Consider the following 1,066-nt stretch of genomic DNA (forward strand, 5'->3'; position numbering starts at 1 on the left):
GATGGGCAAAAAGGCATGGGCCTGATTATGCTGATTTTAATTGGTATTGTGCCATTGTCCTATTCGCTAAACCGCACCATGGATGAAACACAGGCGCAGACCTTTGCGGCTATTTCGGAAAAGTCATCAAGCCTGCTGGCAGATAACCGCTATATCAGCATGCAGGATGAGAAGGCCCGGGCTGTGGTGACTGATTATTTGCAGCATCATCAGCAGTCGCCGGAATTGTTGCCAGCAATTAGTGTGCTGGCGCATGAGGTGGGTTCGGATGTGGCGCGTTTTGGAGCGCTAAGCAATGTGCCCACAGAAGAAACCCGTAACCTGCGCAATGACATGTATCTCAATGCCACTGCCTTAAAGCAGCTTTCCAAGGAAGGGGGCTTAAAGCATTTGAATGAAGTAGACCAGCAAATGCTGAAGGCTTATCGTGAGCAGCTGGATAAAGCCACCCAGTATATTCCAATCTGGGTCAAAGTGGCTGTTGCCATTGCACTGGGTATGGGAACAATGGTCGGCTGGAAGCGTGTGGTGCGCACAGTGGGCGAGCGTATTGGCAAACAGCACCTGACCTATGCACAGGGTGCTTCTGCGGAAGCCGTCGCCATGACTACCATTAGCGTAGCGGATATGTTTGGCATGCCAGTAAGTACCACGCAGGTGGTGTCCAGTGCGGTAGCAGGAACCATGGTAGCCAATAAGGCCGGTTTGCAGGTTAAAACCATCAAGATGATTTTATCTGCCTGGTTACTGACGTTGCCGGTATCCATTATATTGTCTGGCAGTCTGTACTGGTTATTCCGTCAATTCGTATAGTTTAATCAGGCTGTCATAAAACCCCTTAAAGATTTAAGGGGTTTTTTTATAGGCCCAGATTTTTTGTTTCACGGTATTGTCATATTAATGTCATGATTGGCTCTCACAATACCCTCAAGCAAACAAGACCCTAACCAAAACCGGGTCAAATTTGTGACAACTCAAAAGCAAAAAATAGAGGGTCGTTATGCGCCTTAAGTCACGTACACTAAATGTAACATTACTTGCGGCAGCTACCTTGGGTGTGACCGTT

General features: G+C 47.7%; 1 protein-coding gene. It reads left to right on the forward strand.

Going from position 1 to position 1,066, the window contains the following annotated elements; all coding sequences use genetic code 11:
• On the forward strand, positions 1-813 hold an 813-nt coding region (locus BKE30_RS15635; RefSeq protein ID WP_143253820.1), incomplete at its 5' end, for an inorganic phosphate transporter.
• Positions 814-1,066: the final 253 nt, after the last annotated feature.

Source organism: Alkanindiges hydrocarboniclasticus (assembly GCF_001982605.1).
Taxonomy (GTDB): Bacteria; Pseudomonadota; Gammaproteobacteria; order Pseudomonadales; family Moraxellaceae; genus Alkanindiges; species Alkanindiges hydrocarboniclasticus.